Origin of the sequence: Alteromonas gracilis (assembly GCF_036870955.2) — a bacterium.
GTDB lineage: Bacteria > Pseudomonadota > Gammaproteobacteria > Enterobacterales > Alteromonadaceae > Alteromonas > Alteromonas gracilis_A.
The window spans coordinates 1,806,419-1,827,476 of the sequence record NZ_CP145482.2; the positions used below are offsets into that span (position 1 = coordinate 1,806,419).

General features: G+C 43.4%; 25 protein-coding genes and 1 pseudogene. 8 read left to right on the plus strand and 18 right to left on the minus strand.

What is annotated here, in order from left to right; all coding sequences use genetic code 11:
• Positions 1 to 314 precede the first annotated feature (314 nt).
• From V6N89_RS08785 to V6N89_RS08835, 11 genes are all read right to left on the minus strand, one after another.
• Positions 315 to 509 carry a hypothetical protein gene (locus V6N89_RS08785; protein ID WP_338517230.1) on the minus strand — a complete coding sequence of 65 codons (195 nt, stop codon included), beginning with the start codon at positions 507 to 509 and terminating at the stop codon, positions 315 to 317.
• 73 nt (positions 510 to 582) lie between these two features.
• The gene (locus V6N89_RS08790; RefSeq protein WP_338517231.1) at positions 583 to 894 is read right to left on the minus strand and encodes a hypothetical protein; all 312 of its coding nucleotides are present in this window, start codon (positions 892 to 894) and stop codon (positions 583 to 585) included.
• 61 nt (positions 895 to 955) lie between these two features.
• Entirely contained in the window at positions 956 to 1,195 is a 240-nt protein-coding gene (locus V6N89_RS08795) for a hypothetical protein (RefSeq protein WP_338517232.1), read from the minus strand.
• Positions 1,196 to 1,290: 95 nt separating this feature from the next.
• Positions 1,291 to 1,887 carry a rod shape-determining protein MreB gene (locus V6N89_RS08800; protein ID WP_338517233.1) on the minus strand — a complete coding sequence of 199 codons (597 nt, stop codon included), beginning with the start codon at positions 1,885 to 1,887 and terminating at the stop codon, positions 1,291 to 1,293.
• Between the two features lie 125 nt (positions 1,888 to 2,012).
• Positions 2,013 to 2,405, minus strand: a complete 393-nt coding sequence (locus V6N89_RS08805) for a hypothetical protein (protein ID WP_338517234.1) — start codon at positions 2,403 to 2,405, stop codon at positions 2,013 to 2,015.
• A gap of 128 nt (positions 2,406 to 2,533) precedes the next feature.
• Complete coding sequence (locus V6N89_RS08810) at positions 2,534 to 2,872, minus strand: nuclear transport factor 2 family protein (protein WP_338517235.1); 339 nt, start codon at positions 2,870 to 2,872, stop codon at positions 2,534 to 2,536.
• A gap of 120 nt (positions 2,873 to 2,992) precedes the next feature.
• The gene (locus tag V6N89_RS08815; RefSeq protein ID WP_338517236.1) at positions 2,993 to 3,316 is read right to left on the minus strand and encodes a low molecular weight protein tyrosine phosphatase family protein; all 324 of its coding nucleotides are present in this window, start codon (positions 3,314 to 3,316) and stop codon (positions 2,993 to 2,995) included.
• 11 nt (positions 3,317 to 3,327) lie between these two features.
• Positions 3,328 to 3,657 (minus strand): DUF1801 domain-containing protein, encoded by a 330-nt coding sequence (locus V6N89_RS08820; RefSeq protein WP_338517237.1) that lies wholly within the window; start codon positions 3,655 to 3,657, stop codon positions 3,328 to 3,330.
• 32 nt (positions 3,658 to 3,689) lie between these two features.
• Positions 3,690 to 4,079: a hypothetical protein gene (locus tag V6N89_RS08825; protein WP_338517238.1), complete on the minus strand. Its 390-nt coding sequence runs from the start codon at positions 4,077 to 4,079 to the stop codon at positions 3,690 to 3,692.
• 434 nt (positions 4,080 to 4,513) lie between these two features.
• Positions 4,514 to 4,984 (minus strand): hypothetical protein, encoded by a 471-nt coding sequence (locus V6N89_RS08830; RefSeq protein ID WP_338517239.1) that lies wholly within the window; start codon positions 4,982 to 4,984, stop codon positions 4,514 to 4,516.
• Positions 4,985 to 5,317: 333 nt separating this feature from the next.
• The gene (locus V6N89_RS08835) at positions 5,318 to 5,602 is read right to left on the minus strand and encodes a hypothetical protein (RefSeq protein ID WP_338517240.1); all 285 of its coding nucleotides are present in this window, start codon (positions 5,600 to 5,602) and stop codon (positions 5,318 to 5,320) included.
• Between the two features lie 183 nt (positions 5,603 to 5,785).
• Between V6N89_RS08835 and V6N89_RS08840 the strand changes: the two genes are divergently transcribed.
• Together V6N89_RS08840 and V6N89_RS08845 are read left to right on the plus strand one after the other, a co-directional pair.
• Positions 5,786 to 6,034, plus strand: coding sequence for a type II toxin-antitoxin system Phd/YefM family antitoxin (locus V6N89_RS08840; RefSeq protein ID WP_338517241.1), 249 nt, complete (start codon positions 5,786 to 5,788; stop codon positions 6,032 to 6,034).
• Entirely contained in the window at positions 6,024 to 6,317 is a 294-nt protein-coding gene (locus V6N89_RS08845) for a type II toxin-antitoxin system RelE family toxin (protein ID WP_338517242.1), read from the plus strand. The genes V6N89_RS08840 and V6N89_RS08845 overlap by 11 nt, the downstream gene beginning before the upstream one ends.
• Positions 6,318 to 6,419: 102 nt before the next feature.
• Here the strand turns inward: V6N89_RS08845 and V6N89_RS08850 are convergent, their stop codons facing one another.
• Both V6N89_RS08850 and V6N89_RS08855 read right to left on the minus strand, forming a co-directional pair.
• The gene (locus V6N89_RS08850; protein WP_338517243.1) at positions 6,420 to 6,866 is read right to left on the minus strand and encodes a hypothetical protein; all 447 of its coding nucleotides are present in this window, start codon (positions 6,864 to 6,866) and stop codon (positions 6,420 to 6,422) included.
• A 242-nt stretch (positions 6,867 to 7,108) separates the two neighbouring features.
• Positions 7,109 to 8,357 (minus strand): annotated as a pseudogene (locus tag V6N89_RS08855) (glycosyltransferase).
• Positions 8,358 to 8,703: 346 nt separating this feature from the next.
• Here V6N89_RS08855 and V6N89_RS08860 point away from each other — a divergent pair.
• Entirely contained in the window at positions 8,704 to 9,543 is an 840-nt protein-coding gene (locus V6N89_RS08860) for an HDOD domain-containing protein (RefSeq protein WP_346993795.1), read from the plus strand.
• 65 nt (positions 9,544 to 9,608) lie between these two features.
• Here the strand turns inward: V6N89_RS08860 and V6N89_RS08865 are convergent, their stop codons facing one another.
• Positions 9,609 to 10,424 (minus strand): acyl-CoA thioesterase, encoded by an 816-nt coding sequence (locus V6N89_RS08865; protein WP_338517246.1) that lies wholly within the window; start codon positions 10,422 to 10,424, stop codon positions 9,609 to 9,611.
• A gap of 169 nt (positions 10,425 to 10,593) precedes the next feature.
• Between V6N89_RS08865 and V6N89_RS08870 the strand changes: the two genes are divergently transcribed.
• Positions 10,594 to 11,919: a spinster family MFS transporter gene (locus tag V6N89_RS08870; protein ID WP_346993662.1), complete on the plus strand. Its 1,326-nt coding sequence runs from the start codon at positions 10,594 to 10,596 to the stop codon at positions 11,917 to 11,919.
• A 66-nt stretch (positions 11,920 to 11,985) separates the two neighbouring features.
• Positions 11,986 to 12,795: an alpha/beta fold hydrolase gene (locus V6N89_RS08875; RefSeq protein ID WP_338517247.1), complete on the plus strand. Its 810-nt coding sequence runs from the start codon at positions 11,986 to 11,988 to the stop codon at positions 12,793 to 12,795.
• On the opposite strand, the gene glgC is transcribed toward V6N89_RS08875, so the two are convergent.
• On the minus strand, positions 12,792 to 14,078 hold the full coding sequence (gene glgC, locus V6N89_RS08880; RefSeq protein WP_338517248.1) for a glucose-1-phosphate adenylyltransferase: 1,287 nt from the start codon (positions 14,076 to 14,078) through the stop codon (positions 12,792 to 12,794). The genes V6N89_RS08875 and glgC overlap by 4 nt on opposite strands.
• A 271-nt stretch (positions 14,079 to 14,349) precedes the next feature.
• Between glgC and V6N89_RS08885 the strand changes: the two genes are divergently transcribed.
• From V6N89_RS08885 to V6N89_RS08895, 3 genes are all read left to right on the plus strand, one after another.
• A complete protein-coding gene (locus V6N89_RS08885; protein WP_346993663.1) occupies positions 14,350 to 15,327 on the plus strand; it encodes a nucleoside hydrolase in 978 nt (325 codons plus the stop codon).
• 43 nt (positions 15,328 to 15,370) lie between these two features.
• Positions 15,371 to 15,904, plus strand: coding sequence for an SRPBCC family protein (locus V6N89_RS08890; RefSeq protein ID WP_338517250.1), 534 nt, complete (start codon positions 15,371 to 15,373; stop codon positions 15,902 to 15,904).
• Between the two features lie 87 nt (positions 15,905 to 15,991).
• Positions 15,992 to 17,176 (plus strand): MFS transporter, encoded by a 1,185-nt coding sequence (locus V6N89_RS08895; protein WP_338517251.1) that lies wholly within the window; start codon positions 15,992 to 15,994, stop codon positions 17,174 to 17,176.
• A 104-nt stretch (positions 17,177 to 17,280) separates the two neighbouring features.
• Here V6N89_RS08895 and V6N89_RS08900 read toward each other — a convergent pair whose 3' ends face one another.
• Genes V6N89_RS08900 through V6N89_RS08910 form a run of 3 tightly spaced genes read right to left on the minus strand, consistent with a single transcriptional unit; the run spans position 17,281 to position 21,049 of the window.
• Entirely contained in the window at positions 17,281 to 18,180 is a 900-nt protein-coding gene (locus V6N89_RS08900) for a hydroxymethylglutaryl-CoA lyase (RefSeq protein WP_346993664.1), read from the minus strand.
• Positions 18,181 to 18,185: 5 nt separating this feature from the next.
• Positions 18,186 to 20,228: an acetyl/propionyl/methylcrotonyl-CoA carboxylase subunit alpha gene (locus V6N89_RS08905; protein WP_346993665.1), complete on the minus strand. Its 2,043-nt coding sequence runs from the start codon at positions 20,226 to 20,228 to the stop codon at positions 18,186 to 18,188.
• Positions 20,229 to 20,230: 2 nt separating this feature from the next.
• Positions 20,231 to 21,049 carry an enoyl-CoA hydratase/isomerase family protein gene (locus V6N89_RS08910; RefSeq protein WP_338517252.1) on the minus strand — a complete coding sequence of 273 codons (819 nt, stop codon included), beginning with the start codon at positions 21,047 to 21,049 and terminating at the stop codon, positions 20,231 to 20,233.
• Positions 21,050 to 21,058: the final 9 nt, after the last annotated feature.

Here is a 21,058-nt window from a genome sequence, read left to right on the forward strand (position 1 = left end):
TCCATAAATGATTAAATCTCAAATAAGGGAATAAAGCCGCAGCTTGAAGCACAATGCAAATTATCTAAATGAGTAGCAGCGAAGAGCGTTGCCAAGTTTACGCTAAACATTAAACCCTTCGCTTAAAGAAACCCCTAACTCATGGGTGGACAAAATTGCTGCTAGTTTGGGGCTTGCAAACAAAAATCTATTATCCATCAAGAGGAATTGCTTACCTTCTATGTTGAGATCGCTAGCCATTGTTAAGTCAAAGTGATGATTCACACACATCTGTTGGTAATTGCTATGTTCTTTGTTTGTGTTTCTTTCCCAGATTATTGCTTAAGCTTGAAAGTAACCCTTTCAATATCAAGTGATTGCAGATATTGAGCAATGTCATTCTCTACAAGTATATATTTAAATCCAACCATAAACCGAGAAAGCGCACCTTTCTGAGTGGGCTGAAATCTACCGTCGTTAAGTTCAAACAAACCCACTTCATTTTTGACCTTTACATACAAGGGGACCATAAACTTCCTAAATCATAACTGCTTAATTGCGATAGTAGAGCTAAAGAGAAAACCGCTAACTTAAATATCTCGATTACGAACTTTTATCATTGCTGGAGCCCTCGTGAATAATGGTACATTTCGCTTCAACATTAAGGATAAATTTTCGCGTCTCACATTCCAGCAGCGCTCTTTTATTGGCAAGCTCTTGGTTAGGGTAGCCATATGACCAGCCATTTACCCATGTCTCATTGTTATCTACAGCAACGGCATAAGCTTTATAGTCTTTGCAGTTTTCGTATTTTTGAAGGTCTGAATCTATTTCGTTTCTAACCGACTCTGGTATGGAGAGCGTTGCGCAAGAACACAGACACAAAACAAAAAATGGGGTAAGAATAAACTTCATTTTTTAAATTCCTTTTTAACTAATACAATTTCATTAGGGATAGCTTTAGTGACTAACTTTTTTATGAGGCATCACCAAATAGAAGAGACGCTAAGTAGAAAGTGACGCAAAGAGACATAAAACCGAGTATTGCACAAAGTGTTTTGTTCACCTTGTTTCTTTGTGGATGCTTGCCAAACGTCAAAAGCTTAATTGTTCCAAAACCATACCAATAAAATACGATTTCAAAAAGCGCGACGAGGACGAACCATTTTAATGTTGAAAATAGTGCTCTTCCTAAACTACCTGCTACTTCTTCCATGTAATCTCCATGTGTTTTTTTGATATATAAAGCTGTTAATGTTCTGTTTAATCGCATAAAAATGCTGGCTTAGAGCTATGAATGTTGGGCACGCCTTATTTGGCCCCAAAGTAAAATACTCCAATTAGCATCAAGACTACAAACAAGGTAAAAGCGAGCCCTGTCTCACCTTTGGTCGCATGATTGGCGTTAAGATCGTTAACACCATCTGTGTCTTCAATATCTTCAAAACTGAAACTGGCTATTGAAAGTGGCTCACCGACGTAAACTTTACTTTCAATAGAACCCGCACCCAAAGCCAGTTCCCGAAATGCCCTGATTTCAATCATTGTTAATCCACCATCTGTCTTTTCCATTGGGTGAATAACAGTCTTTGGTGTCACGCGCAGGAAGCGGTATTTAGCGAAAGTAGAAAATGCGTGTTGAAGAAGTTTTTCTCCAACATAGAAATCTGAGAACAACACCCGTGGATGAGAAAACGGATTTACAGTGACAATATTCGGTTGAGTGTTTGTAGTCGCCTGTCTTCCAATTGCTACTATCTTTTTCTCGCCAGATTCGAGGGTTTCAATGGCAATAACAGGTAAACTTTCATATTTATTCTTGGTGGATAAGTCTGTTACCCTCAACTTGTTTTCCCAAATTTGCACATAAAAGGTTGGCGCAAATTTGTTTCTAATCCATGTAATCACTGAATAACTTCCTTTTGGAACCTAGCTTTTATCTGGCGGTATTATAAGAGTAAGAACGGTATAGATAATCACGCTTGCGCTACTTGTATAGGCATCAACTACTGAGGTGAAGAGCGTTATTTTTATCAGGTTCGTGCTTGCTCATAACATTCTAGTAAATTATAAGCACACTCTTGATGTTTGTTACTCAACACTTCTGTTTCTGAAATAGAACGAACTAAGCGATATTCCTGCTCTTTTTTAATACTCCCCCGATTTAAAATTATCATAAATTCTCTGAAACTCTTGTTTTGCAATGAATGCAACGAGGGCAAACCAAGAGAAAGTAATTTTGCATCTAGCTTGGTTTGATCGCTTTTACGCATTTGCGATGAGATCTCTATCGCATCATTTGCTACTTGGCGAACTGAACTTAAAGACCCATTCATTAAACACTTTTTGGATAGGCAGTCTTCATCATCGTTGGCTTTGAAAACTAGCGCTACAAATTCAGAGAGAATTTCCTTTTCTGATTTCATAATGAGCTTAATTTTCCAATAATAAATGCAGGCATGTTGGGCACAATCGCGAAGCAGCCCTATGTATATGCAGTCCATCGAAGGAAAAGAGGGGCTTTATCACTTTGCTGAGCGCCTTCAGGTGCATATTAGTTTCCCCTTCCAAGATAGGCTTTAATGGATGAAATCAGTCCGTCATTATTGAATGTTACAACGTCAACGACAAACAGTACCTCTGTTTTGTTAACAACAATCTTGAGCTCTCCAGAGACCGAGTTTTCGTTTTCCATGACGTTTAAAATATCGATTTCCAGGCTTGAAGCGTTATCAAAATTCTTCTGAGTTTCTGATATGGCAATAGTTTTACCATGGACAGAAATTTTCCAATCTCTTAAATGAATATCGGGTGCAAAGAGCGTTGAAACTGCTTCAATATCTTTGTTCTGGTAGCTGAGAAGGTAAGATTCAAATTTCTCTATATTATTCATTTCCAATCCTTAGAAGATCATACGTTATTCAATAATTAGCCCATATACAGGGGAGTCATAATGGCGAAGCTGGCCGGAATTTGAGCGGTTAGCTTTAGTTAGCTGTTTCAAAAGTGCCAGTTACAACCGTACAAACTTTGGGACCCTATTTTTTAGAAGGCGAACAAGTTCGGGCTGCATACGCTCGTAGTTGTCTGGTATGTCTAAGCACGCCAGTTTTTTATCTTTAAGTAAATCGTTGTACTTTTTGGCGACTTTGATTCTGTGAGATTTTTCCATAACCAAGATCGCGTCGGCCCATTCAATAAGGTCACCTGAAAGCGGTGTTTCGGCATCTGCATTAGTGCCGCATCCGATTGCGTTTATTCCTTCATATTCAGAAAAAACTTCCTCACCTGTTGGGCTACGCAAACGGTTTTCTGAGCAAACAAATAATAGGTTCATATTTCCTTTTACTACATCCTTGATGCTTGAAGGAGAAGTTCTTTGATATACGGATAATCGATTTCTTCAGCATCTTTGAAATTGATGTGCCTTCTGTGTTTCCCCGTGCCAGTAAGCAGTTTGCGTTCATCTTTAAGCTGAGGACCATGACTGAATGACAATTGAACGTGCGCAGAATAAACAAATACCCCGCAGAATTGGCCTTCTTTTTCTTCTGGTTTCAGTGTGAATAAAGTACCGCCATATTTGCTGACTTTAGCACTGTCGGGTACGCAACTTTGAATAAATGCTTCTAGTTCATTTGCTAAAGCAATTAAATCTAATGCATTGTTTTCTGCCATCAAAATATCCTTTTAGTAAAACGCTTACTCACCTAACCCTTGCTAGTATTAACACGAAAACCGTTCCCTTTATTAGAAAACACTAGCTGCATTGCCCTCGAGGTAGTGATGCCCCAATCATCAACTTCCCAACGCTTGTAACCCGTATCGGTTAAAAACAGTTGGAGAGGTAATTGAACAAATTGCTTCCAATTGCAAATGAGAGTTAAGGCGTCGTCTTTTTCGAAGTCGTGGAACTCTTCGCCTACTAGTCTTGTTATACCTACAGCGCCGTCTTCAATCAAACCCTTCAATACGTATTGTACTAAAGAGGGCTGCACGTTCCGCCGGAACATGTCGACTTCTAGCTCTTGGACGTTAGCTTCTTCAGAAGCGAGCAACGCAACCAAAAATTGTATTTCGTTTAATGTTAATTCTTCCATGAGTTACCTGACTTCCGTTTGTGTAACAGCGAGCAGCGCAGTGGTTTTTGATTTGAGCGTTTTGTTACACGCAATCGTTAGCTGAGGTTATAGCATAGTTTTGAAATATATCGTTTTTATAAACTTTGGCAATGCAGTATTTACCGTTGGCCATATTAAAATTGTGCGTCCGAAGAATTCTAAGTTCGTTCCTGCGCATATTAAAGCTGCAAACGTAAACTCTGAATCGCGACTCCGTCCAACATTTTTCCGGTTCCTTTAGCCTGTGATTTCTCCATTCAAAGTCGTCTGTTCTTTTAAAAAGTTGTGAATCAACTAACTCCCAGGTTAGAAAAGAAATCAATGCTGTAAAAGCTGTAAAGAGTAGAGCAATTCTAATTTTAGTCTTAGTTTTTAATCTAACCTTATACGGCGTATTCATCATTGCGTAACTTTTAAATAAGAGGCTTGGTACTCCGGACTTTTCTGTAACGCATGGAAATAAACGAAAGAACGCCACAGAGAATACTGGTACTTACTGCTGCATGAAGACCAAAACCAACTACAAGCGGACGTAATATGAATAGTTGAATAATAAGCGCTGGTATAAATGCAATAGCGAGTATTTTAAATTTAACCGATATTTCAAAAGGAGTGTTGCAGTGTGGGCATGTTTTTATCTTTCCCCATTTATTTGCAGTTCTCGAGAAAAAACCTATTTTCTTTTCACACGTCGGACATTTGAAAAATTGTTCGTTAGGTTCAAAATCATCGTCAACTGTATTTAAGCGGCTTTCTTCTGATTTTTGTCGCGAAGCTAATTCGACTTTTATTCGCTCTACGCGCTCGGGATAACTTTCCTTATCTATATTGGCTAAAGCGTCTTTTAGTTCTGTGGTCGAGTACTCTGAATAATTTGGTTCCATTTACTAACTTCTCCTTGTCACCTAACACCCGCAAACGGGCAATAACCATTGGGCTATAGTAACGAGCGAGGCGAGGGCAGACCACTTATTGTTGCCTCTAGTTCGCTCGTTAGCCAACTCATGCGTTTGTTTTACGTCACTATCGTGAGTATAAATTAGCCAAAGGGCTAGTTAACAACGCGAGTAAACTTGCTATACCTATAAGCAAAGAGTACCTCAAAAACATATAATACCTACATAAAGGAGGCATTATAACAACCTATGTGAAGAGAGCCCGCGTGGTTTTGACCCCAAAGAGCGCAGTGCGTGCTAATGCGATTGTTACGTTGCGACCTATTCAACGAGTGGCCTTCTCATTGTATATGTCGAGTTTTCTACGCTGATGATTTCCCAGCCCAGCTTTCCTTGTTCTGTTAAAAAAGATGACTGTTTTTCATTGAGCAAGCTTAAAAATTGTTCTCTGTTGTTCAGTGAAATTTCATCCCCTTCTAAACTTTGAAGCTCCTTCATTGGGTCAAAGGTTATAACCTTATATTCCCATTTTTCGATTCTATGTAGTTGTGTAGTACACCCACTGATCAAACTTATAAAAAGGGTTAATAGAAATAATGTTTTCATGAATATCCTTATTGAAACTAACACCCGCATAACGGACAAAAATATGTAGGCTACAATACCAAGCGAAGCGCAGGGAGCCTACGTATTTTTGTCCCAGCGAACGTAGTGAGCGAGTTTATGCGCTTGTTAAACCAACAATGATAGATTAATATGACCTAATTAAAGACCTTTTAGGAGACTGTTATGGCGGTGAGAGTTTTGGCTGAAGTTGCAGCAAGTATTACAGAACTAAAAGCAAACCCTATGAAAGTTGCGAGCAGTGCATATGGCGATCCTGTCGCCATATTGAATAGGAATGAACCCGCATTCTATTGTGTCCCGGCAGAGATTTACGAAAAAATGATGGATCGTTTGGAGGAGCTGGAACTGCTACAGCTTGTTAAAGAAAGGCAAGGTGAAGAAAGCGTTTCGGTGAATTTGGATGACCTATAGATTAGAGTTTAAAAGAAGCGCCCTAAAAGAATGGAGTAAGCTTGGTAGTACTTTGCAGCAGCAATTGAAAAAGAAGTTAGCAGAGAGGTTAAAAACACCGCACGTAGCCCCAGATAGAGTGTTAGGTGCCGATAATGTATATAAAATAAAATTACGTCAATCAGGATATAGGTTGGTGTATCAGGTACTTGATGACGTAGTTATAGTTACAGTGCTTGCAGTGGGAAAACGCGAAAGAAATGAGGCTTACAAAAAAGCATTAAAGAGACTTAATGCGGAATAAGGGTTTAACTTTTAAATAAAGGGCGCAGGCGCGTGGGCTAAAATGCGAAGCAGCCCACGTGTATGCGTCCCAGCGAACGAAGTGAGTGACTTAATTTTTTTGTTATGTGCAACTTTGTTCTTCAAAAGAGAACCCCTTAAAAACAACCTTGAAGATAGAGCCGGAACGCATTTCAATTATATGGTTGTAAGCGTCGCCAGTAATACTAATGCGATGATCCAATATATCCCCATGGAAAGTGTCATTTGGGTTATAACTATTTTCTGAACCTAAGAACTCATAGGCGACAACATCTGAATAGATTAACACTAGTGTTCTATCATGTTGTTGGCCAAGTAGCTTTAATGTCACTCTTAACGAGCATTCAAATGGCCGTGTATTGTTTCTTAGTTCTTCTGTACACAGCGAAGATACCCATGAATCGTGAAGTGATTGGGGGTGATTCAATTCGTAGTGGTTTTCGTTTGACGCAAAAGAAAATAGCTCCGAAGGCATAGACTTCCTGCTTGCCTTAATTGAATCAATATAATCGTCAAAGCTAATATTCATTACACAGTACTTTCCTTGGCACATAACAATTTAATCGTTCCCAAAATGGTACGATTTCACGAACCAGAAAGGGTTTTTAATCCGTTTTTCTGCTAATAGACTAAACCATAACTCACTGCAATAGCTAGCAAAAGACTGTGTTGGTGTTTTTTACTCAATTACTAAAAGCACCATATCGGGTGGTAGGTGAAATTGGTGTTTTTCATACAAAACATACGCAATAAGTAATTCGAATTTCGTGATTATTCACTTTTTTTGTTTTTGGCCTCAATCCATTGGCTCATGTATTTGCTTGCCGTAAGCGATTGATGCCACAGCAGGCTTTGTAAGAACAACGAGTTTCGGTGTGAAGCAAGTTCAGAGTGCGTATGCAATAAGTGTGGTGCCAGGGGTAGGGCGCGCTCTTGTTTTTTAAATGCATTAATACAGAAAACGGCTTTTTCACTGGCCAATGTCCAAGCAGCTTCATCTTGGTACAATGATACTGCTGCATCAACGTAGTCACTAATAGCCTTTGTATCTGCGGTATCGGTGCCACAAATAGCGCCGGGCCAGTTGTTGTGCTCGGTTATGCCTTCTGTACCAATCCAGGTGGTTATGCTTGGGGTTGCACAGCGCATAGCGTCTAAAAATTTGCCTTTAACGCCCGCTCCAAATCGAAGTGGGGCAATAAGCACTTTGGCATTTAGCATAACATCATCAGCACTTTCAGCCCATCCTCTAACCAAAAAGCCCTGCTTGTCGTTATGCAATTGCGTCGCTTTCTTAGGCGGGTAAGCGCCGTAAATGTGTAGCTCAGCGCTGGGTAAGGCTTTTCGAATAGTAAGCCAAATTGTTTGCTTTAACTGTAACACCGCGTCCCAATTAGGAGCGTGTCGAAAATTACCAATGTGTACAAAGTGCTCGCGTTGCTCAAATGTCGGCATGCTCTTAGCAAGTGGCTTGGTTGGCAACGGGTAGTAAAAAAGTTGTTGGGCTGGAACTTTATAATGTTCTGTCAGTAACGCCAGTTCAGATAAAGAAATAACCAGCGTAATGTCGCAACGCAAAATAGCGGCTACTTCGCGCTGTGCCAGTTCCGAATTTAGGTCGGCTTTACTGGCATCGTTCGCGCTTTTAACCGCATTATGCCGTGCTTGTCGCAAGCTGTGTAAGTCTTCGGTATTAAGTACACGCAAAGCGTTAGGGCAGCGCGCCTTAACTCGCCAAGAAAATTGCTCTTCCGTCATGTAACGGTCAAATACAACAATATCGGGGGCAAGGTTTTCTATAACGTCATCAAAACTACTGCAATTTAGTGCAATTTCTTGGCTTGATACACTCAGTGCGTCTAAGTCAGCTTTGTGGTGGCTGTCAGTCGCTGCAGTTAAAAATGTAACGTGGTGTCCAGCATCTCGCATGGTAGAGATGATTGATAGCATATTTTGGTTAAGCAGCAGAAGAATTGGGTTCTGGCCATACGTAACCAATGACAACAACGTTTAGATTCATAAAAGCAGCAAAAATAATAAAAAAGTATTACAAAACGCAATGCTACCACGAATGGCACCTGCACTATTACTGGCTTTTTTCTAAGAATATGTCTTATTTATTGATGCGAGTTGGTATAATTGCCCATACCTGTCCAACAAAGTGGATAAACAAAAGAGCATTAAAGAGCATACATTACTTTTTTGTATTTAATTTTAAGTCGCTGAATAGTAAGTAAATCATACTTTTTTACTACACATATTTTATTGACCTTACGTTGTTTTATGCCTATACATAGAAGAAATGCGGGCGAATGGATGGGCCTTTGTTGTCTGTTAATGAAGGTTGCATTGGAGATCGTGCAAGAATGAATGTAGACGAACTTGTTTCAAAAGCCGAAGACCTTTTTGTGTTACCAGACTCAGTAACACGCTTGAAATCCTGTATGGACGACGAAGCGTCCAGCATTGACGATATTGGCGATATCATTGCTTTCGATCCATCCCTCGCCACTCAATTATTGCGGGTCGCAAACTCTGCACTTTATCGCTTTCCAAACAAAATCGACACTATCACACGGGCTATCCAGGTGGTTGGTACCCGCTCTACCTACGATCTCGCGCTAGCTTACGGTGTAAGCCAAGCTTTCAGTGAAGTGGACGGCCAAATTATCGATTTAGATAAGTTTTGGGAGCAGAGTGTGTCATGCGGTTTGTTGGCGAAGTACTTTACCGACATGCGAAACATTCGAGAACCAGAACGTGCGTTTGTCTCTGGTCTGTTACACAACATAGGCGAGTTAGTTGTAGTGTCGCTTATGCCTGAGGCCGCGACGCGATGTCAGGCGTTTAACGCGCGAGTTGCACCGGCTGAGTTGCAGTTTGGTGTACTTGGATTTACTTACAATACGGTGTCGGCAAAACTTATTGAGAAGTGGGGCATCCCTGAAACAATCTACAAACCCATAGAGCGTATTCACGAGGAAGATGGGGAATTTCCTGAAGATAGAATTCTTCAGCTTTCTTACGTATTGGCGTTAGATAATGTTAATCCTGAGGTATACCCCAGCTACCATAACTTAAAGCCTGAAATGCATGATGCGCTAGCGCTAAATCGTGAAGACTTAGAAGATGCGCTGGATATCACGAATTTACAGTGTATATCAGTTATCTCGCTGTTTAACCCTAACGCATTTATGCTGTACTAGTTTTTACTGAAGGTATAAACAGTAAAAAGCCTTTTTGGTTATCGCCAGAAAGGCTTTTTTATTGCTTAGTCAAATACCGCAACGGTTTGACGGCTAATGGCAATCACTTCGTTGTCTTTATCCCAAATAGTCGCTTCAGTGTGTCCGTATCCATCGGCAGCTTGGCGTGTATGCGCCTGATAAGCAAACCAGTCTGTTGGCGACACAGGTTTGTGCGGGTGGATAAACTCTAAATTCCAGCTCACCGTGCTTGCTGGTGCAGGAAGTTTCATCATTTGAAGCAGCGTAGGCGGCCATGCGTCAATCATAGTAATGATGTGAGCATCAGTAATTTCTGCTGGTGGCTGCTTAAAGCGCATAAAGCCGCGATAATGGCTGGTTTTCTTGCGAGTGAACGGCACACCGCCTTCATCAATCGATAAATCAAAGTAGCGCAAGAACTTAGGCGTAATTTTGGGGATCTGCGGAATAAACTTAGCCTTGTTTGGTGTTGCCATGGTATGCGTTTCTGTGTTCTCAACGCGAATTGAAGATTCTCGCGCTACACCAAAACAGGCTTGAGAAAATACACAGCTTTTTCCGTCTTGTATTGCGTGCGCTGTAAACTGAGACACATTTTTGCCAGTGCGCAGTAAGGTTACTTCTATTGAAAAGGGGGCTTCAAGAGACAAAGGGCCTACAAAGTTAGTTGTAAAAGAGCGCAGCACTCTACCGTCATGCACTTGCTGCTTAACGGCGCTATACAACATTCCTGCTGAAATACCACCAAAAGCGGTTCGACCTTGTCCCCATGTTTTCGGGATAACAAGTCCATCAACCTTCCATGTATTGTCTGAAGTCTGCGTTAACGCAGGAATATTTAACAGTTCGTCTACCGTCATGATTGCCTGTCTGGTCTGATGAGTTGAAGGGAATACATCGTACCTTAAGCGCTAGGGAACAGAAAGACTCAGTTAGAAATTTTCGTTATGTTAACAAATAAGTAACAATTAGTTGTTAATTTTTTTACCTAATGCGTAGACTGGGATACCATCACCTAAAAGGACAGTTATGGCCCAAACTCACGTTGAAGGTATTCCTGCAAATGATGCGGGAGCATCTAGAAGTTATCGCAACTATGTGTTGTTTATTCTTACCCTTGTTTATGCTTTCAATTTCATTGATCGTCAGATAATCGGTATTCTTTCACCTTTTATTAAAGCCGACTTAGGGCTTGATGATGCCCAGCTTGGTTGGTTGAAAGGCATCTATTTTGCACTGCTTTATACAGTGATGGGTATTCCTATTGCATGGTTGGCCGACCGCTATAGCCGTGTCAACATTATTGCTATATCACTTACGCTATGGAGCGGCTTTACGGCAGCGTCAGGGCTTGCTGCTAGTTATATGCAATTAGCCATTGCACGTATTGGCGTGGGTATAGGCGAGGCGGGTGGTAGCCCTCCGTCACACAGTATAATTTCTGATTTGTTTCCAAAAGAGAAACGGGCAGGCGCACTAGCCATTTATTCATTGGGGATCCCATTTGGCGTCATGCTGGCGTTCTTTGCCTCGGCGTTTTTCTTACAGGGTGGTTCAGCTGATTGGCGAACCGTTATGTATAGTGTGGGTATCCCCGGTGTTTTACTTGCTCTGCTATTGAAATTTACGGTAAAAGAGCCCGAGCGCACTGCGTCTGTGCCAACGGCAACCGATGAAGCCAACAAGCCAAGCGTAAAAGCATCGCTAAAAACGCTATTAAAAATACCTACGTGGTGGGGAATGGCCCTTGGTATTTCGTTCGGTTCATTCGGTAACTACGCTATTTCTACCTGGATTATTGATTATTACGTACGTGCATTTGCCGGGTTAGACATTACTCAGTTACTTATTGTATTTGGTATTATTAACGGTACGGCTTATGCGCTTGGTGTTTGGCTTGGAGGTTACATTGCTGACAGATGGGGTAAGCACAATAAGAAAGCGTACGCATTGCTCCCTGCTATCGCACTTATTATTGGCGTACCTGCGTTTTACGTGTCATTACAAGTGCAAGATCTTTGGCTATCTGTTGGATTAATGGCACTGCTGCTGTTTACCAGTGGTTCGTATTTAGGGCCTAGTTTTGCTATGGCGCAAACACTTGCGCCCATCAATGTGCGTGCTATGTCTACTGCACTGTTTTTCTTTGTGCTTAATATTATTGCGCTAGGTGGCGGGCCTACTCTTACCGGTATTATTAGCCAAGCACTTGTGCCTTCACTTGGGGAAACGGAAGCACTTAGGCAGTCGCTTATTTATTTGGTCATACCGTATGCGCTGTCAATCGCGGTCTTTTTGTGGACAAGCACAAAAATTGTAAAAGATTGGGAAATGGCGGAAGCGAGAGGCTTGTAGTAGTATGACGGCTAGATTGGAATAAGGGGCCATTGCCCCTTTTCTTTTTTATATTCCGAGGTTTACGTGTCATCTTCTGATCTGAGTTTTCATTTCGCCCATGCCAATGGGTTTCCTGCTGGCTGTTACAATGCCATGTTTTCAGCAATGCCAAACACATTTAATCGCCTTCATGTAGAACGCTTTGGGCACGACCCACAATTGCCCGTAAACGGGAATTGGCGTAATCAGGTCAATGAACTTATTCATCATATCGAGAAAGAAAACACCGACCCACGAGGCGTTTTTGGCGTTGGTCATTCGTTTGGTGCTGTAATCACCTACATGGCGGCATGCGAAGCGCCAGAGTTGTTTCGAGGCTTAATACTGTTTGACCCACCGTTAGTCGTTGGCCCGTTAAGTCATTTTTTTAAGTTTGCTAAACATACGCCGCTTATCAACAAGTTAACGCCAGCTAAGTTAGCGCAAACTCGCAATACCAGTTGGCCATTGCACACTGATATGGAAGCCTATTTTCACGGTAAAGCATTGTTCAGAGATATGGATAAACGCTGTGTTCGCGATTATGTAAAAGCAGTTACTGCACAAGAGAGTGACGCCATATCACTTACCTTTCGCGCCGATGTTGAGGCCGCACTGTTTCGCAACATACCGCATAATTTGGGCAAGTATAAGGGCAAACTGAAGTGTCCTGCGGTGCTAGTGACAGGGGATAAAAGTAACGTGTGTAAGCCGCAGATGTATTCTCGATTAATGCAGCACAATAATATCGAGCATAAAGTAATGAAGGGTGGTCATATGTTTCCATTAGAACACCCAGAAGAGGTAGCAGCATTTGTTACTGCTACCTTAACGAAATGGAACGCTCAGCGTTAGATCTTTGGCGCTGATGTTTTAACGCCACCAACAGGTTGGCCTAACATTTCACGGGTGACTAGCACCACGCCTTTTTCAGAAACACGGAAGCCTCGTGCTCTGTCCTGGTCGTGGTCATAGCCTATTGTGGTGCCTTCAGGCACCACACATCCACGGTCAATAATGACGCGCTTCAATTTGCAGTGACGTTTAATTTCAACGTCAGGCAATATAACGGCATCTTCTATCAATCCATACGAATGAACACGCACGTTTGAAAAGCATATTGATGAGCGCAAGGTCGACCCTGAAATAATACATCCGCCAGATACTACCGAGTTAATGGCTTCGCCGCGTCTATCGTGGTCTTCCCACACAAACTTTGCTGGTGGAAGCTGTTCTTGATATGTCCAAATAGGCCACTTTCTGTCATAGAGGTTTAGCTGAGGCACGGGAGCAACCATTTCCATGTTGGCTTCCCAAAATGAATCTATCGTCCCTACATCACGCCAATACGCGTTATCACCGCCACTTTGTTCAAATGGGTAGGCGTAAACCGGGTGGTCTTTAATAATTGAAGGAATAATGTCTTTACCAAAGTCACGCTGAGAACCCATTTTTTCAGCGTCTTTGGCGAGTTGTTCAAACAAAAATTCTGTATCAAACACGTAGTTCCCCATTGACGCTAAGCAACGCGTGTCGTCGTGTGGCAGAGGAGCTGGCGAGGCAGGTTTCTCTTCAAAGCCATTAATACGATAATTCTCGTCGACAGACATAACGCCAAATGCGCCAGCGGCTTCTTCAATTGGTACAGACATGCATGAAACCGTCATTTTAGCACCAGATTCTTTGTGCTTAGCCAACATGTCACCGTAGTCCATGCGGTAAATGTGGTCGCCCGATAAAACCATGACATATTTGGGCAGTTCATCTCGGATGATGTCTATGTTCTGAAAAACAGCATCAGCAGTACCTTCGTACCAGCTATCTGAAAAGCGCTGTGATGCGGGTAGAATTTCCACCGATTCGCCGAGTTCTTTCTTAAAATGACCCCAACCGCGTACAAGGTGTCGTATAAGCGAGTGCGATTTATACTGCGTAACAACGCCTATGCGGCGAATGCCCGAGTTAACGCAGTTCGACAGGGGGAAATCAATGATCCTAAATTTTCCACCAAAATAGAGGGCTGGCTTGGCACGCCAGTTAGTGAGTTCGTGTAATCTAGAACCTTTTCCGCCTGCGAGTATTAGCGCATAGGTATCGCGTGTAAGGTTACTGATGTAACGAGAACTTTGATCTGCCATTTCCTAAAAACTCCTGTAATAAAGCGACAACGGTGTATCGTTAGAAATATTGAAAGAAAACGTAAGGTAAGCGATTGACGGCGCTATACATGATTGACCCTTTGTTGATGATGCGAGAACAATTAATCCAATAATCACGGCTCACAAACATCAACAGTCGCAAGGACTTCGTGATAACCTAACTTCATATTACACAAGAATATTTAGAATAACAGTGTCATTTTTGTTCAATGTTATTTTTTGGTAAAACTTTTTAAAGGATTGTTTCATTATGTCAGCAAACCAAGCGGTTATTTTTGATCACGACGGTGGTATAGATGACTTACTTTCGCTTCTTTTGTTGCTTCGATTGCCGCAGATCGACGTCATTGGCGTAAGTATTACGCTTACCGATTGTTATCCTGATGATGCGTTACTCAGTACAAAAAAAATTCTCAACTTAACCGGGAATTCTCATATTCCTGTCAGCGTAGGCAATATTTCCGGGCCTAATCCGTTTCCACCTGAGTGGCGAGCACAACCTAAAGTGTGCCATGCCATGCCACTAATGCTTCGTACTTCTAGCCAAAATATTACGGTGAGTGATAAACCAGCGCACATTTGGATGCAAGAGCTTATTGCTAACCATGCATCCAAAGTGACGGTTCTTATGACTGGGCCTGCATCAAATTTGGCGGCTGCTATTAGCGATGAACATACAGGTGATGCGGTTAAAAACAACATTGAACGCGTTGTGTGGATGGGCGGTGCTGTTGATGTAAAAGGCAACGTGGCTATGCATGATCACAATGGAACGGCCGAATGGAATGCATATTGGCACCCCGATGCCACGAAAACATTGATTGATAGCGACTTAGATGTGCTGCTTGTGCCCCTTGATGCAACCAATGCGCTGCCAGTCAACTGGTCGTTTCTTGAAAAGCTAGCACAAGCGCAAACACCGGTATCAGATTTAGCCGGGCAATTTTGGGCGGCAACAGTTACGGCCATTCCGTCGTATGAATTTACCTATTTCTTGTGGGATATTCTTTCTACGTGTGTACTAGCATTACCGAGTGACAGATGCACAATTACCAACGCATCGCTTGAGGTGGGCGTATCTACACCAAATGCGGGTCAAACCTATCGTAGCGACGCTGAAACTAACACTGTTTCTTGGGTCTCTACGGTAGATGCAGATTATGTCAGAAATATGGTTGTGCATTACTTGAGCGGCGATTTTAACCAAGCTCCCAGTGACTTTTGTTAATAAAATGTTATATTTGGAGTTCTAAACTTTAATGGAGGCGCACATGGGTGCATTAAAAAAGTTGTTGGTGATAGTTGGCGTAGTGATCGTCTTATTTGTTGCAACAAGCTTTTTTATTCCTAAAGAGTACAGTGTCGAGCGCAGTATTACTATCGACGCTGCACCAGCAGATGTATATCCATACGTTGTGGATTTAAGGGAATGGCAAAAGTGGGGCGTATGGTTCAAACGTGACCCACAAATGGTGTTAGATTACTCAGGGCCAGATCGAGCAATTGGCATGCGCTCTGAATGGAAAAGCGCCACAGAAGGCGATGGTGAAATGGAAATCACTGAACTTGAGCATAATAAAAGAGTGTTATACAGCCTGTATTTTCCTGACTTTGACATGGGGTCTACGGGGACCGTAGAAATGAAAGCAGTAAGTGATGGCACTCAAGTAACATGGCGAGATGAGGGCGAGGTAGATAATAATCCGGTCAATCGTTACTTCGTACTTTTCATTGACGACTTAATTGGCCCTGATTTCGAAATGGGGCTAGAGAACCTTAAAACTATTGTTGAAAACAAAAGCTAAATACGCCGTGTTGCCCAATACAAATGATCGCGTATGAACATGTAACCGTTCTAATACACATTACACCTGTATTGGGCAGTACTTATCTTGCTTAGCAACAAAAAACACCGACTCATAGCAGGCTTGTCGTTAAACAAGCTTGCTGACCTTCTTATTTCTGCCAAGACCACACTTCCCGCGCTTATGCTTTCGATTGGTGCACCTACATGGATGGTGGGCTGGCTTGTGCCTATTCGCGAATCTGGTGCGCTACTGCCTCAAGCGCTATTAAGTTTTTATCTTAGGGGTCATAGTAAAAGGCACATCGTGTGGCGTGCAGGTATGATCATCCAAACACTGTCTGTGGCATGCATTTTACTAGCACTCTTTATGTCAAGCAGTGGCGCAACTAACAGCGCTGTATCTGGCGCGATAGTGTTGATTGCTTTAGTACTGTTAAGCTTGGGGCGCTCAGCTTGTTCGCTAACGGTAAAGGACATGGAGGCTGACGTTGCAGAAAAAGGCGAGCGTGGAAACTTAATTGGCATGGCCTCGACAATTTCTGGAGTGGCAACGCTTGCAGTTGCCTTGCCATTACTTCTGGTCAGCGAGGCGTTGGATAAACGCATGCTAATGGGCATTATAGGTTTTAGCGCTAGCGTGTTCGCACTTACACTTGTATGTATGTGGCCAATAAAAACCGACGTCAGTGTAGGGAAAGATAGCGATAGTAATACAAGCGTGTTTAGCGTTAATTTCGACAGCACGGTTTATAAATTTATATTTGTAAGAGGCTTATTTGTACATTCGGCACTGGTTGCTCCGTACTTTATGATTCAAAAAGAGGAAAGTGCAGCGAATTTATTGCCCATTTACATTGCAGCTGAAGCGCTTGCCACATTACTTTCCTCATTAATTTGGGGAAAGGTTGCTGATAAAAGCGCAAGGCTTACCCTACAAATTGCAGGGGCAATGGCGCTTGTTGCCTGTATTGGATTACTCGTTAGCAACTCAGAGTCGCTTGTATTGTCAGCCGCGCTATTTTTTGTGTTGTCTATTGCCCACGCAGGTGTCAGAACAGGGCGAAAAACCTACAGCTTAGATGTTAAAGAAGGGCATGAGCGTACAGAGCTGGTGGGCTTCTCGAATACCTCTATAGGGCTCATTTTGTTGGCATTTGGTAGCTTGTATGCCGCCCTAACGCCTGTGCTGACGTTTTCTGTGGTGTATGTGATGGCAGCTATGATTGCCTTGGCAATTGTGACCACCTTGATTTTGCCTAAAGAAAAATAAAGCGCAGTAGGTAAAAACCATACTGCGCTTTAATATTGGTATTGGGCGTGCTTACAGCGGATAATGGCCGGATATTCGGCTGGTATCCGCACTCATTTGCTTACCTATTTGGCAAGCAGTGCCGTTGCTACCTTAGATACCGGCGGTCTGCCCAGCACGCTTTGTACAAAGCGCGATGTATCCAGCAGTTTATCCATGTCCACGTTAGAGGTAATGCCCATACCATTTAGCATGTACACCACATCTTCAGTTGCCACATTGCCACTGGCGCCTTTGGCGTAAGGGCAGCCGCCCAGACCAGACACGGCTGAGTCTATCACTGCTACGCCATATTCCATTGCCGAATACAGGTTAACCAACGCTTGTCCGTAGGTGTCGTGAAAATGTGCCGCAACCTTAGAGACTGGAATGGCGTTCAACACTTCATCCATCAAGGCTTTCGTTGCTCCGGGTGTACCAGTGCCTATGGTGTCGCCCAGCGATATCTCGTAGCAGCCCATATCAAGCAGGGTCTTAGATACCTCGGCTACGGCTTTTGGCGCTATTTTTCCCTCATAAGGGCAGCCCATTACGCATGACACATAACCGCGCACAGGAATATTGTGGGCCTTGGCCTTTTCAATAACTGGTTCAAAGCGGCTAAGGCTTTCGCTAATTGAACAGTTGATATTCTTTTGCGAAAACGATTCAGAGGCCGCACCAAACACGGCCACTTCCTCAACACCCGACTCAAGAGCAGCGTCTAAGCCTTTCATGTTAGGGGTGAGGGCAGAGTACTGCACACCTTGCTTGCGGGTTAATTGTTTGAAAATATCACCTGAATCGGCCATTTGTGGCACCCATTTGGGCGACACAAAACTTCCTGCCTCGATACGCGTTAATCCCGCATCTCCTAACATGCTGATTAGCGTTAGCTTATCTGCCGTGGTTACCAGTTGCTTCTCGTTTTGTAGGCCATCGCGAGGACCTACTTCAACAATACTGACTTGCGATGGGAATGCCATGGCATTTACTCCTCTTCGCCATCGGCGGTAAAGGCCAGTAGCGTTGCGCCACCATCAACCAGTTCACCAGCGTTAAAGTAAAAGCTGTCAACCACGCCATCTTTAGGGGCAACAATACTGTGCTCCATTTTCATGGCTTCCATGATCAGGATGGGCTGGCCTTTTTCTACTTTCGTGCCTGGCTCTACCAATAGGGCAACAATAGTGCCGTTCATTGGCGCATCAAAGTTGGCGTCGTGACCTGCATCGCTGTCATCACCCAGTGAAGGTAGAACAACATCAAAGCTAGCGTGAGTATCGTTGTTAAATAGCGTGAAGTGCCCGTCTTTTTCGCACACGCTATACACTGTCTTGTAACCGTCGATAACGCCGTGAAGTTGAGCGCTGTTGGCATCTAGTGCAGTTAATTCTCCTGAAACCACATGCGTAGTACCGTTAATGATGAGGTTCCATACCAATTCACCTTGGGTAGCAGTATGGTTTACGCTGATATCAAGCGTTTCGCCGTTTACCTGTAGCTGCAATACTTCATGATGAGTAAGGTTTGCACGCCACGCTCCCGCTGAACCCCAAACAGAAAGCTGTTTGTTATTGGCGTTGTTGCGCTTGGTTTGCATCGCCTGACGATGTGTTAAGGCTAGTAGCGCCATAGCAGGTAATGTCACGCGATTAAATTGGGCGTTTTCTGGTGCAGGGGCAAACAAGTCGTCATTGTGTTTTTCAACAAACGTTGTGGTTAGCGCAGCGTTGATAAACGCTTGGTTGCTAGCAACGCGTTTTAGAAAATCGATGTTCGTTGATACGCCTTCAATATGATAGTTCCCAAGCGCATGGAGTAGGCGTTTAAGCGCCACTTCTCGTGACTCGCCCCATACCACCAATTTGGCAATCATAGGGTCGTAGTACACGCTGACTTCATCGCCTTGTTCTACACCGGTATCTACGCGCACTACGTCACTTTCTGTTGGCGGTTGTAGAAGGTGTAACGTACCTGTCGAAGGTAAAAACTCATTGTTTGGATCTTCGGCATAGATACGTGCTTCAAACGCATGGCTAGTAAGCGTAAGCTCTTCTTGCTGCTTGGGAATGGGTTTACCTTCAGCAATTGAAAGCTGCCACTGAACAAGGTCTTCATTTGTGATCATCTCTGTCACAGGGTGCTCTACCTGCAAACGAGTGTTCATTTCCATGAAATAGAATGAGCCGTCTTCATCTAGCAAGAACTCAACCGTACCTGCGCCAACATAGTTAATGGCTTTCGCAGCAAGAATGGCCGCTTCACCCATTTTCTCGCGAATATCTTGCGACATATTAGGGGCAGGGGCTTCTTCAATAATTTTCTGGTGACGACGCTGTACCGAACAGTCGCGCTCAAACAAGTAAACGCCATTACCTAAGGTGTCACAGAACACTTGAATTTCTACGTGGCGCGGTCGTGTAAGGTATTTTTCAACCAGCATGTGGTCGTCACCAAAACTTGCCATCGACTCGCGCTTAGCGGCGCTAAGGGCTTGTGAAAATTCTTTTTCACTCCATACCTGACGCATACCTTTACCGCCACCACCTGCGGCTGCTTTAAGCAGTACCGGGTAGCCCATCTCATCAGCGGCAGCTTTTAACACGGCTTCATCTTGATCATCACCGTGATAACCCGGCACAAGCGGTACGCCGGCTTTCTCCATAATATGCTTTGCCGCAGATTTAGAGCCCATGGCTTCAATGGCAGAAGCAGGAGGGCCAACAAAAATGATGTTGTTGCTCGCGCAAAGGTTAGCAAAATCGGCATTTTCTGATAAAAAACCGTAGCCAGGGTGAATGGCATCTACGCCTAGCTGCTTCGCTTTTTCAATAATCAGTTCGCCGCGCAAATAGCTTTCTTTTGATGGTGAAGCACCCAAATACACGGCTTCGTCGGCCATTTTTACATGGCGTGCTTGGGTGTCTGCATCTGAATAAACCGCTACTGTTTTTACGCCTAACAGTTTGGCTGTTTTAATAACGCGGCAGGCAATTTCGCCACGGTTAGCAATGAGTAATTTATTAATCATCTTTATTTCTCCAACCCCGCTTTGTCCTGTGCGGCTGGCTTTATCCACGCAGCGCGACGCTTCTCTAAAAAGGCACCTAAACCTTCTTGGCCTTCTTCAGACGTACGTACTTGAGCAATCAGTTTACTGGTTTCGCCCAGCAGCGCATCGTTAATGGGCTGAGACGCCACCCATTGCACTAGTGCTTTTGACTGCGCGACAGCCTGTGGTCCATTTTTAACGATACCGCTGATAATGCCGTCAATCGTGCTATCTAATTCGTCTTCGGTTACCGATTCACTTAGCAGGCCTAAGCGTCTTGCACGACGCGCGGAAAACACTTCGGCAGTTTGGAAATAACGGCGACATACACGAGCGCCCATTGCTTCAACAACATAGGGGCTAATAGTGGCTGGAATAAGTCCAATTTTTACTTCGCTTAAGCAAAACTTGCTTAGCTTGCTGCCAATGGCAATGTCACAGCAGGCAATAAGGCCTACCGCCCCACCAAACGCTGCGCCCTGCACACGTGCGATAGTTGGTTTGGGCAAGGCGTACAGTGTTTGCAGCATGGTCGCTAGGCCCATCGCATCACTTTCGTTTTGCGCTTGGGTGTAGCTTGCCATTTTTTTCATCCAGTTAAGGTCTGCGCCTGCACTAAAGCTTTTCCCCTTGGCTTGCAGCACAAGGGCACGCACTCTGGTATCTTCACCAGCTTGCTTAAACAATCGGGTTAATTCGGTAATCATTTCATCGTCAAAAGCATTGTGCTTTTCTGGGCGATTCAACGTTACGATGGCGACATCACGCTCATCAACAACGTAGGTTACAGCTTGTTCCATATTCATCGC

Excerpts from the sequence above, each read along its gene's own strand:
- V6N89_RS08785 (WP_338517230.1), bottom strand. The coding sequence starts at position 509 with ATGGTCCCCTTGTATGTAAAGGTCAAAAATGAAGTGGGTTTGTTTGAA.
- V6N89_RS08790 (WP_338517231.1), bottom strand. The coding sequence starts at position 894 with ATGAAGTTTATTCTTACCCCATTTTTTGTTTTGTGTCTGTGTTCTTGC.
- V6N89_RS08795 (WP_338517232.1), bottom strand. The coding sequence starts at position 1,195 with ATGGAAGAAGTAGCAGGTAGTTTAGGAAGAGCACTATTTTCAACATTA.
- V6N89_RS08805 (WP_338517234.1), bottom strand. The coding sequence starts at position 2,405 with ATGAAATCAGAAAAGGAAATTCTCTCTGAATTTGTAGCGCTAGTTTTC.
- V6N89_RS08810 (WP_338517235.1), bottom strand. The coding sequence starts at position 2,872 with ATGAATAATATAGAGAAATTTGAATCTTACCTTCTCAGCTACCAGAAC.
- V6N89_RS08815 (WP_338517236.1), bottom strand. The coding sequence starts at position 3,316 with ATGAACCTATTATTTGTTTGCTCAGAAAACCGTTTGCGTAGCCCAACA.
- V6N89_RS08820 (WP_338517237.1), bottom strand. The coding sequence starts at position 3,657 with ATGGCAGAAAACAATGCATTAGATTTAATTGCTTTAGCAAATGAACTA.
- V6N89_RS08825 (WP_338517238.1), bottom strand. The coding sequence starts at position 4,079 with ATGGAAGAATTAACATTAAACGAAATACAATTTTTGGTTGCGTTGCTC.
- V6N89_RS08830 (WP_338517239.1), bottom strand. The coding sequence starts at position 4,984 with ATGGAACCAAATTATTCAGAGTACTCGACCACAGAACTAAAAGACGCT.
- V6N89_RS08835 (WP_338517240.1), bottom strand. The coding sequence starts at position 5,602 with ATGAAAACATTATTTCTATTAACCCTTTTTATAAGTTTGATCAGTGGG.
- V6N89_RS08840 (WP_338517241.1), top strand. The coding sequence starts at position 5,786 with ATGGCGGTGAGAGTTTTGGCTGAAGTTGCAGCAAGTATTACAGAACTA.
- V6N89_RS08845 (WP_338517242.1), top strand. The coding sequence starts at position 6,024 with ATGACCTATAGATTAGAGTTTAAAAGAAGCGCCCTAAAAGAATGGAGT.
- V6N89_RS08850 (WP_338517243.1), bottom strand. The coding sequence starts at position 6,866 with ATGAATATTAGCTTTGACGATTATATTGATTCAATTAAGGCAAGCAGG.
- V6N89_RS08860 (WP_346993795.1), top strand. The coding sequence starts at position 8,704 with ATGAATGTAGACGAACTTGTTTCAAAAGCCGAAGACCTTTTTGTGTTA.
- V6N89_RS08865 (WP_338517246.1), bottom strand. The coding sequence starts at position 10,424 with ATGACGGTAGACGAACTGTTAAATATTCCTGCGTTAACGCAGACTTCA.
- V6N89_RS08870 (WP_346993662.1), top strand. The coding sequence starts at position 10,594 with ATGGCCCAAACTCACGTTGAAGGTATTCCTGCAAATGATGCGGGAGCA.
- glgC (WP_338517248.1), bottom strand. The coding sequence starts at position 14,078 with ATGGCAGATCAAAGTTCTCGTTACATCAGTAACCTTACACGCGATACC.
- V6N89_RS08885 (WP_346993663.1), top strand. The coding sequence starts at position 14,350 with ATGTCAGCAAACCAAGCGGTTATTTTTGATCACGACGGTGGTATAGAT.
- V6N89_RS08890 (WP_338517250.1), top strand. The coding sequence starts at position 15,371 with ATGGGTGCATTAAAAAAGTTGTTGGTGATAGTTGGCGTAGTGATCGTC.
- V6N89_RS08900 (WP_346993664.1), bottom strand. The coding sequence starts at position 18,180 with ATGGCATTCCCATCGCAAGTCAGTATTGTTGAAGTAGGTCCTCGCGAT.
- V6N89_RS08905 (WP_346993665.1), bottom strand. The coding sequence starts at position 20,228 with ATGATTAATAAATTACTCATTGCTAACCGTGGCGAAATTGCCTGCCGC.
- V6N89_RS08910 (WP_338517252.1), bottom strand. The coding sequence starts at position 21,049 with ATGGAACAAGCTGTAACCTACGTTGTTGATGAGCGTGATGTCGCCATC.